Origin of the sequence: Streptosporangium sp. NPDC006013, from assembly GCF_040614275.1 — a bacterium.
Classification (GTDB): Bacteria; Actinomycetota; Actinomycetes; order Streptosporangiales; family Streptosporangiaceae; genus Streptosporangium.
Genome location: NZ_JBEXUE010000420.1, coordinates 1 through 8,678 on the forward strand (window position 1 = coordinate 1; position 8,678 = coordinate 8,678).

An 8,678-nucleotide genomic window follows, 5' to 3' on the forward strand; every position below is an offset into this window, starting at 1 on the left:
CCGGTAGACGACCGGGTTGATAGGCTGGAAGTGGAAGCGCAGTAATGTGTGGAGCTGACCAGTACTAATAGGCCGAGGACTTGACCACAAAGCAACATGCTTGATCTGTGCAGCGCTCTGTCCCTTCGCCGGGTCCGGAGCAGCGCCAGATCAAGGTCTTGCTCGCGTCCACTAGGCAATTCTGAGACAGCAAACAGTGTTTGTGTGTTTCATAGAGTTACGGCGGTTATGGCGAAGGGGAAACACCCGGTTACATTCCGAACCCGGAAGTTAAGCCCTTCAGCGCCGATGGTACTGCACCGGGGACGGTGTGGGAGAGTAGGTCGCCGCCGGACAATCTTTTATGAAGGCCCTCACCTTTTGGTGGGGGCCTTCGTGCTTTCCGGGGAGCTTCCGAACGGGAGGCCGGCCTTGGGCCCTCACTCTCATACCCTGGAATCTGAAGCGGAGGCTCCCCCGGGTTCAGGGACGGAGTTCCAAGACGTGCCTCGGAACCGGAGGCTGAGAGAGCCGCCGTACGCCTACGGAGAACCAGAAGCCCCGGCCGATGAGGACCGGGGCTTCTCGCGTTGGAGCGCCGCTCGTCAGGGCGTGATGAAGAGGGCGTCGCCCACGGTCCGCTCCGCGCCGTCCGAGGGCCGGTTGACGGGCTTGTGGCCGACGACCATCACGCTGGAGCCACCACCGTCGAAGTTGATGGCCTGCTTGGCGCCCAGCCACCGCATCAGCTGAGCGGCCTCCACCATCGAGGCGCCCACGGAGATACCCGGGTTGCGCCCGTCGACCGTGGCCAGGATCAGCCCGCCCGACTTGTTGACACCGACCATCGTGCGCGGGTGGCGCCGGAGCATCATGTTGACCGAGGCGTGTCCGTCGGCTGCCGCGGTGACGCGCACCCGGCCGTTCCTGACCAGCCCGACCCCGCCGCCCATGATGTATGTATCAGGGGTGAGCGGTATCGCCCGCTGCGTCCGCAGGTCGATGACCTTGGTGTCCAGCTTCATCCAGGTGCCCTGTGTGTGTTCCTGGAGCCAGACGGCCGCCAGGCCGGTGCCGTGAAGCACGTAGGTGCCCCGGGCGACGATGCCGCCGGCCTGGCGGACCTTGACGACCTGGCCCTGGGCGTCGATGACGACCTCGATGCCGCCGTCGGTGGCCGTCTTGCTGCCGAATTCCTCGGTGTAGAGGACGAGCTCGTCGCTTCCGGCGGCCCGGTTGATGCCGTTGACCTCGGCCTTCGTGCCGTCCGAGGAGATCGCGGTGACCTGGGTTCGCAACTCGGTGATCCGGGCCTTACGGCCCTGGGTGATGACGAGGCCGCTGCGGCCTGGCACGGCCTCGCTGAGCAGCCTGCCGCCCACCACGGAGACACCGACCGGGTCGCCCTGAAGGGCCTTGGCGGTGTGGATGTTGAAGAAGCCGCCGTTGACCCCGGCGATGGCGCCGGTCAGTTTCGACATCGAGCTGGTGGTCTCGCGCTTGGCCACGCTCTTGCCGACGCTCGTCTTGAAGGATCCTTTGAACACCTTCGGGTCGACCATCAGCACGCTCATGTTCCAGGGGCCGGTGGTCTCGGTGCCGTCGTCGCCGAGATAGTCGGTCTTGGCCCGGATGCCCTGCTCCTTGAGTTCCTTCACGACCTTGTCGGCCTCGGCCCGCTTGCCGAATGACCACAGGCCGATCCTGACCATGTATCGCTCCACAGCCGGGGCGTCCGCTGCGGCGGGCTGCACGATCCGCAGGATGCTGGGAGTGAACCCCGCCGCCTCCACGGCCTCGGCGACCGTCTGAGCGGTGTCCAGGCGGCCGTCGTCGTGGCCGTTGGGCATGAGGGCGGAGACTGTCCAGCCCTGTGTGGACTTGCCGTGCTTCACGCTGAAAAGATCAATGCCCGGTGCCACACTCTGCTGGTTTTTCACCGTGGCCATGCTCACACCCAGTGGGAACGCGGAGGAGGGAAACCCCGAACTCGCCTGCTCGGCCTCAGCGGGAATCGCTGTGGCGGTGAGCGCTAGGGCCGTGAATCCGGCGACAAGGCGTCGCGACATGTATATCTCTCCCCGTTGGTTTCAGAGTTCGTGCACCATCGTGCCGAGATCTACGGGGCGAGGGGAGCGAAACGCGCGAAACATCCCAAGAAAGTGTTGCTGCTCACGCAGGGGCATGTCACCCGCGGGAGAATTCACATGCCCGCGACGGTCCCGACCGGGTCAACGGTCCTGGTCAATAAGGATTAGTCCCTGGCCGTTTCGTTGCGACAGCGAGAATGCGACGCTACGGTGCAGTAGGCCGCATTTCCTCAGATCAAGCGGCACATCTTTCCGAGAGGCAGCCGTCATGGGGCTGAGCATTCTCATCGTGATCATCGCAAGCGTGATCCTCGGTGTCATCCTCGGGGCGATCCTGACGCGTCCGCGCCGCTGGGATCTCCACATCTGCGTGGATGACCCCGTTCGCATGGATGCCGCATCCGACAGACACGGTTAGTGCAGTTCGCGTACGAAGTCGGTTCAGGAAGACCCGGAAAAGTCCGCAGGAGTTACCGCGGGACGGATCGCCGCATTCGGTCGTCGGGGAAAGCGGTGATCGGGGTAAACGGACGGTCGTGGGTCGTACGGAAGCTCGGTTCCGTACGACCCACGACCGATCTGGTCAGCCCATGCAGTGATACACCTTGCGCAGGGTCTCGTGGACGATCCAGACGGTCTTGGCCCCCTCGGCGAGCAGGCAGACCGAGCCGGGGACGAGTTCGAGGGTGGCACCTCCGTCGACCTCCAGCGTGGCGCGGCCGGACAGGACCACGAACATCTCGTCACGTTCCACATCGGCCACGGTGCCCGGCGTGATCTCCCAGATGCCCCGGCTCTGCCCGCCATCCGGCGAGGACCACAGCTCGATGGACGAAACGCGCGGGGAACCAGCCAGGATCTGGTCGGGTTCCAGCTCGTCCGGTGAGAGCTGCACGTCACCGGTGGGGACGGAGAACGCCCCGGCGGCGGCGGTCATCCGGGCCAGATCGGCGGGCTCTGGGATGAGAATGTCGGGCATGGGGACCTTTCAGGGGCGGGGATTGTCTCTCCGGAAGGACTCCAGCGCCAGCAGGGCGACATGGAGGGAGAGGCAGGACTCGACATCGTCCAGATCGGTGTCGAGGACGCGTTCCAACCTGTGGAGACGGTCGTAGAAGGCGGGGCGTGACAGATGCGCCCGCTGAGCGGCGAGGGCCTTGTTACGGCCCGCGTTGAGGTAGACCCGGAGGATCCTGGTGAGATCGCCGCCGCGTTGGGCGTCGTGGGCGAGCAGCGGGCCAAGCTCGCGTTCGGCGAAGGTCTGCAGCCGGGCGTCGTCACGCAGGAGGTGGAGCAGGCCCCGCAGACGGAGGTCGGGGAGCCGGTAGAAAGCGCGGCCGTCGGGCTGCCTGACGGCCACGTCGGCGACCTGCTCGGCCTCCAGGAAGCTCCGCCGCACGTCGCGGACCGACTCGACCACGGAACCCGCGGCGAGGACGAAGGGGGTCGTGAAGGCCGTGCGCAGGTGGTCGGCGAGCATGGTCAGCGCGGATTCGGGGAGGACGCGCGGTGGCAGGGGGAGCAGGACGCCGACCCGGTTCTGGTCCAGGGCGCCGATCAGGGCGGGAAGGCGAGCCTCTCGGCAGGCGGCGGCGGCCGCGTCGCCCAGTTCGGCGAGCTGGGCGAGTTGCTCCTGGCTGTCCATCGGCTTCTCCGCCGACTCGGCCAGGCGCAGCACCACGCTCATGAGCCTGCGACCGGTGAGCGGCACGCCGACCGCACGGGCGCGGGCCGCGGCCTCCTCGGGGTCGGCGTACGCGTGGGTCAGGATTCCAGTGATGATCGTGCCGTGTGCCTGACGCTCCAGTGACTCCTGGTGGCGTTCCAGCAGGCGGCCCAGGGCGAGGGTGGTCGCGGCGCGTTCGGCGAGCACGATGTCGTGCGGCCCTGGCTCGCTGTCACAGAGCAGGATCAGGCGGCCCCAGTCCTGGCCCCGGGCGCCGACCATGGTGACCAGCCAGCCTGAGGTCGCGTCGTAGGCGGTCCGCGGGTGGGGTGCCACCGAGCGGGAGCGCGTCTCCCAGCCGGCCAGTAGCGTGCCCGTGTCACGTCCGGCGGTGTCGCATGCCAGGACCTGGTGGGCGAGGTTCTCCAGCAGCGCGGGGCGTCCGGACAACCGGGTGACCTGGCCGAGCACCCTCGCGGGGGAGGCGCCCTCGACCGACAGCTCGGTGAAGACCTCGTGCAACTGCTTGGAGGCGCGGAGTTCCTCCAGCTGGATGTCGATGATCCGGGCGTGCACCGACTCGGTGATCTGCACGAACGGTGTCTCCATCGCCAGGGTCACCAGGGGCAGGCCGTGCACTTCGGCGGCGTTGATCACGGCACGGGGCAACTCTTTGATGAACTTGCGGCCCAGCTCCACGATCAGCCCCGACGCACCCACGGTGGCCAGCTCGGCGACATAGTCGGCGAGCTTGTCGGGGTCGTCGGGCAGGGCTATGCCGGTGGTGAGCACGAGCTCGCCTCCGCGTAGCAGGTGGGCGATATCGGTGACCTCGCCCACGTGCACCCAGCGCACCCGGCTGTCCAGCCGGTCAGCTCCCGCTACGACCTGTGGATTGCCCCGGCGAACGGTGTCCAGGGCGAGGACGTCGGCGACTGTAGGGAGCACACACAGAGAGTATCTGATCAGAATGTAAGTACGCGTGGTCCCCCTTTTACATGCTGTTTACCTGCCATCCGTGTCCCTGCGGTATCGGGGCCCGCGGCGTCGTCTGCACAGGGTAGGAGGTGATCGCTAATGGATGCCCGGCCGCGGGGGCGGTGTCGCGCCGGGGTCCGCCGAGGCCGGTGCCGAGGCCGCGCGGTTCAGGCGGGCCTCCAGGCCGTCGAGGAGGCAGGTCAGGCCGAACTCGAAGTTGAGCGCCCTGGCGGTCTCGATGTCGATCTCCCTGAACTCGGCGTAGCGGGCGGCCAGTCCGGGGTGGCCTGCCGCGGCCTTCTCCACCGCCGGCTGGATGGCCGCGTTCAGCTCGTTGGACTCAAGGCCGGTCCGCTCCATCATGGTCCGCCAGGAGATTTCGGGCTGGGTGACCCCGGACACGTAGGCCATGAGCGTCGAGGCGGCGTAGTCCTGGTCGAGGCCACGGAACCCGGCGTGGTCGAAGGTGGCGACGAGCCGGGTCATCAGCAGTATCGCGTTGGGGCCGATGCCGGGGATGGTCCCGATGAGGTTGGTCACCCAGGGGTGCCTGAAGAGCATCTGGCGCATGCTGTACGCGAAGGAGGCGGCGGAGTTGCGCCAGGTGGTCTCCTGGACGTCCGGGACCGTCAGCTCGCCGTAGACCTCGTCGAGGACCAGCTCCAGCAGCTCGTCCTTGTTGGCCACGTGCCAGTAGATACTGGTGGCCCCCGAGCCGAGCCTGGCGCCCAGGCGGCGCATGCTCAGTGCGTCCAGCCCCTCGGCGTCGAGCAGTGCCATCGCCTCGCGCACGATCTGCGCGCGATCGAGCCCCGGACTCTTGGCGGTGCGCGGCTCGCGCGTCCAGACGGAGCTGAAGTGCTGTTTCACGCTCCAAGCATAAATCCGATAGTACACCGTGCGAGCCTGTCATACAGTGTGCGAGTGGAATCGAACACTGTACGAGTCGAACGCGATCCGAGGCGCTGGTGGATCCTCGGAGTGCTCTGTCTGAGCCTGCTGGTCCTGGTGGTGGACAACACCGTCCTGAATCTGGCCATCCCGGCGTTGATGGTCGACCTGGGAGCCACCCCCGCGGACATCCAGTGGATCATCGACGCCTATGTCCTTGTCTTCGCCGGGTTGCTGCTCACCTCGGGCAGCCTGTCGGACCGTTACGGCCGTAAGCGTTTCCTGGTCATCGGCCTGCTGCTGTTCGGCGGTGCCTCGCTGGTCGCCGTGCTGGTCACCGAGCCCTGGCAGCTGATCGGTGCCCGCGCGCTGATGGGCGTCGGCGGCTCCATCCTGATGCCGAGCACCCTGTCGATCCTGATCACCGTCTTCGACGAGGAGGAGCGCCGCAAGGCGATCGCCGCGTGGAGCGCGGTGGCCATGGTCGGTGTGATCGCCGGTCCCACACTGGGCGGTTTCCTGCTGGAACACTACTGGTGGGGATCGATCTTCCTGCTCAACGCGCCCGTCGCGGTCGTCGCGGTCGTCGCGGCGGTGCTGCTGATGCCCGAGTCACGTGGTCCGGCGAGAAAACTCGACCCGCTCGGCGTGGTGCTGTCCACGGCCGGCATGAGCGCCCTGGTCTACGTGGTCGTCTCCGCTCCGACGGCGGGCTGGACCTCGGCGGAGTCGCTGGTCGCCGCCGGCGTGGCGGTGCTCGCGCTGGGGGCGTTCGTGATCTGGGAGCTCAGGTCGGACCATCCGATGCTCCCGCTGGAGCTGTTTCGCAACCGGAACTTCAGCGGTTCCTCGTTCTCGATCGTGCTGATGTCGTTCGGCACGGGCGCGCTGCTGCTGATGCTGACCCAGTACCTGCAGTTCGTGCTGGGTTACGGTCCCATGCGGGCCGGTCTCGCGCTGCTGCCGTACGCCGTGGCCGCCGCGCTGTTCAACGGGGTCGGTGCCGGGCTGGGGCGGAAGGTCAGCAACCGGGTGCTGGTCGCCGTCGGCCTCGCCGTGATGGCGTCCGGCTTCGGGGTGCTCGCCTTCATGACCGCCGACACCGGGTACGGCATGTTGATCTCCGGTCTCATGCTCATGGGGATCGGCGGCGGCCTGGCGGGTCCCGCGGCCTACGCGACGCTGATGGGCGCGGTGCCGCCCGCGCACGCCGGTGTCGGGTCGGCGCTCAACGACACGGTCCAGCAGGTCGGCATGGCGCTGAGCATCGCCGTGCTGGGCAGCGTGCTGGCCGGGGTTTACACCTCGTCGATGCCCGCGGACGCCCCGGCCGGCGCCAGGGAGTCGATCGGAGAGGCGCTGCGGCTGGGGGATCCGGGGGTGATCGAGACCGCGCGCGAGGCGTTCGTCTCCGCCATGTCGTTCGGCTCCTGGGTGGGAGTCGCCTTCACACTGGCCGCCGCCACGCTGGCGTTCCTGGTGCTGCGGCCCGCGCCCGTGGTCACGGCCGCCTCGGACACCGACCTGGTGAAGACCGAGGGCTGAGGGGCTCTCCGGCCGCCGCCACGGCGTGCCGGGCCGCCGGCCGACGCCCGGGCGGATCGGCTGGGTGGATCGGCACGCCGGCATGGGCGTACCGGCCTGACAGTGTGCTGGGTTTGGCGACTATATGCCGACATGTTGCGGGTATGAGGAGGTGGCTCCGAGCGGTGATACTCGATGTATGTCGGACCTCCTTGCGCGCCATCGCGCGGTAATGCCCAACTGGCTGGCTCTCTACTACGACGAGCCCATCGAGATCGTCTCAGGCAAGGGCAACCGAGTAGTCGATGCGTCGGGCAAGACCTACCTCGACTTCTTCGCGGGCATTCTGACCAACATGATCGGGTACGACGTGCCCGAGGTGCGGGAGGCCGTGGAGCGGCAGCTCGCCACCGGTGTCGTGCATACCTCCACGGTCTACCTGCTGCGCGGTCAGGTCGAGCTGGCCGAGAAGATCGCCAGGCTCTCCGGCATCCAGGACGCGAAGGTCTTCTTCACCAACTCCGGCACCGAGGCCAACGAGGCCGCGCTGCTGCTGGCGACCTACGCGCGCAAGTCCGACCAGGTGCTCGCCATGCGGCAGAGCTACCACGGCCGCTCCTTCGGCACGATCGGCGTCACGGGCAACCGTTCCTGGAAGAACAACTCGCTGTCGCCACTGAACGTGCACTTCCTGCACGGAGCCGACCGGCACCTCGCCCAGTTCCGCGGCCTGTCCGACGCCGGCTACATCGAGGCCTGCGTCGACGACCTGCGCCACGTGCTCTCCACGGCCGTCTCCAACGACGTGGCGGCGCTGATCGCCGAGCCGATCCAGGGCGTGGGCGGCTTCACCATGGCCCCCGACGGGCTGTTCGCCGCCTACCAGGAGGTCCTCGACTCCGAGGGGATCCTGTTCATCTCCGACGAGGTGCAGACCGGCTGGGGCCGTACCGGCTCGGCCTTCTTCGGCATCCAGAACCACGGTGTCACGCCCGACATGATGACCTTCGCCAAGGGGCTGGGCAACGGCTTCGCGGTGGGTGGCGTCGTCGCCCGGGGTGACCTGATGGACAACCTCCACGCCGTCGGGCTGGCCACCTTCGGCGGCAACCCGATCTCCATGGCCGCGGCCAACGCCACCCTGGACTACGTCCTCGACCACGACCTGCAGGCCGCCGCCGCCAGGACCGGCGCCCTGATCATCGACGGGCTCCGCGAGGCCGCGCCGCGCCTGCCGATCGTCGGCGACGTCCGCGGCAGGGGCCTGATGTTCGCCGTCGAGCTGGTCGACCCGGCGACGGGCGAACCCTCCCCGGCGCTCGCCGGCCGGTTCATGGAGGAGAGCAGGAAGGCCGGCCTGCTGGCGGGCAAGGGCGGGCTGCGGGGCAACGTGCTCCGCATGGCCCCGCCGCTCACCCTGACCATGGAGGAGGCCGCCGAGGGTCTCGGAATCATCGTCGGTGTGCTCGAAACCGTCAACGCCGAGGTCGCCTCGTGAAGAACGTCACTCACTGGATCAACGGAGCCCTCGTCGAGGGCTCCGGTCGCAC

7 protein-coding genes and 2 rRNA genes are annotated in these 8,678 nt (G+C 67.8%); 5 read left to right on the forward strand and 4 right to left on the reverse strand.

The window, feature by feature from the left end:
- Positions 1-88 (forward strand): 23S ribosomal RNA (locus ABZ260_RS39935); the annotation flags it as partial.
- A 130-nt stretch (positions 89-218) separates the two neighbouring features.
- Positions 219-335: ribosomal RNA gene (rrf, locus tag ABZ260_RS39940) — 5S ribosomal RNA — on the forward strand.
- 249 nt (positions 336-584) lie between these two features.
- Here the strand turns inward: rrf and ABZ260_RS39945 are convergent.
- Entirely contained in the window at positions 585-1,928 is a 1,344-nt protein-coding gene (locus tag ABZ260_RS39945) for a phosphodiester glycosidase family protein (protein WP_355627988.1), read from the reverse strand.
- A 409-nt stretch (positions 1,929-2,337) separates the two neighbouring features.
- On the opposite strand from ABZ260_RS39945, the gene ABZ260_RS39950 reads away from it, so the two are divergent.
- A complete protein-coding gene (locus tag ABZ260_RS39950; RefSeq protein ID WP_355627990.1) occupies positions 2,338-2,487 on the forward strand; it encodes a hypothetical protein in 150 nt (49 codons plus the stop codon).
- 165 nt (positions 2,488-2,652) lie between these two features.
- Here the strand turns inward: ABZ260_RS39950 and ABZ260_RS39955 are convergent, their stop codons facing one another.
- The 3 genes from ABZ260_RS39955 to ABZ260_RS39965 form a co-directional block, all read right to left on the reverse strand.
- Positions 2,653-3,048 (reverse strand): cupin domain-containing protein, encoded by a 396-nt coding sequence (locus ABZ260_RS39955; RefSeq protein ID WP_355569102.1) that lies wholly within the window; start codon positions 3,046-3,048, stop codon positions 2,653-2,655.
- A gap of 9 nt (positions 3,049-3,057) precedes the next feature.
- Complete coding sequence (locus ABZ260_RS39960; RefSeq protein ID WP_355627993.1) at positions 3,058-4,683, reverse strand: PucR family transcriptional regulator; 1,626 nt, start codon at positions 4,681-4,683, stop codon at positions 3,058-3,060.
- Between the two features lie 126 nt (positions 4,684-4,809).
- Complete coding sequence (locus tag ABZ260_RS39965) at positions 4,810-5,583, reverse strand: TetR/AcrR family transcriptional regulator C-terminal domain-containing protein (RefSeq protein ID WP_355627995.1); 774 nt, start codon at positions 5,581-5,583, stop codon at positions 4,810-4,812.
- Positions 5,584-5,637: 54 nt separating this feature from the next.
- Here ABZ260_RS39965 and ABZ260_RS39970 point away from each other — a divergent pair, with 54 nt between their 5' ends.
- A complete protein-coding gene (locus ABZ260_RS39970) occupies positions 5,638-7,149 on the forward strand; it encodes an MFS transporter (protein ID WP_355627998.1) in 1,512 nt (503 codons plus the stop codon).
- A 178-nt stretch (positions 7,150-7,327) separates the two neighbouring features.
- Positions 7,328-8,626 carry an aspartate aminotransferase family protein gene (locus ABZ260_RS39975; RefSeq protein ID WP_355628001.1) on the forward strand — a complete coding sequence of 433 codons (1,299 nt, stop codon included), beginning with the start codon at positions 7,328-7,330 and terminating at the stop codon, positions 8,624-8,626.
- Positions 8,627-8,678 lie beyond the last annotated feature (52 nt).

Coding starts and splice junctions, on each gene's coding strand:
- ABZ260_RS39945 (WP_355627988.1), bottom strand. CDS start 1,928: ATGGCCACGGTGAAAAACCAGCAGAGTGTGGCACCGGGCATTGATCTT.
- ABZ260_RS39975 (WP_355628001.1), top strand. CDS start 7,328: ATGTCGGACCTCCTTGCGCGCCATCGCGCGGTAATGCCCAACTGGCTG.
- ABZ260_RS39955 (WP_355569102.1), bottom strand. CDS start 3,048: ATGCCCGACATTCTCATCCCAGAGCCCGCCGATCTGGCCCGGATGACC.
- ABZ260_RS39950 (WP_355627990.1), top strand. CDS start 2,338: ATGGGGCTGAGCATTCTCATCGTGATCATCGCAAGCGTGATCCTCGGT.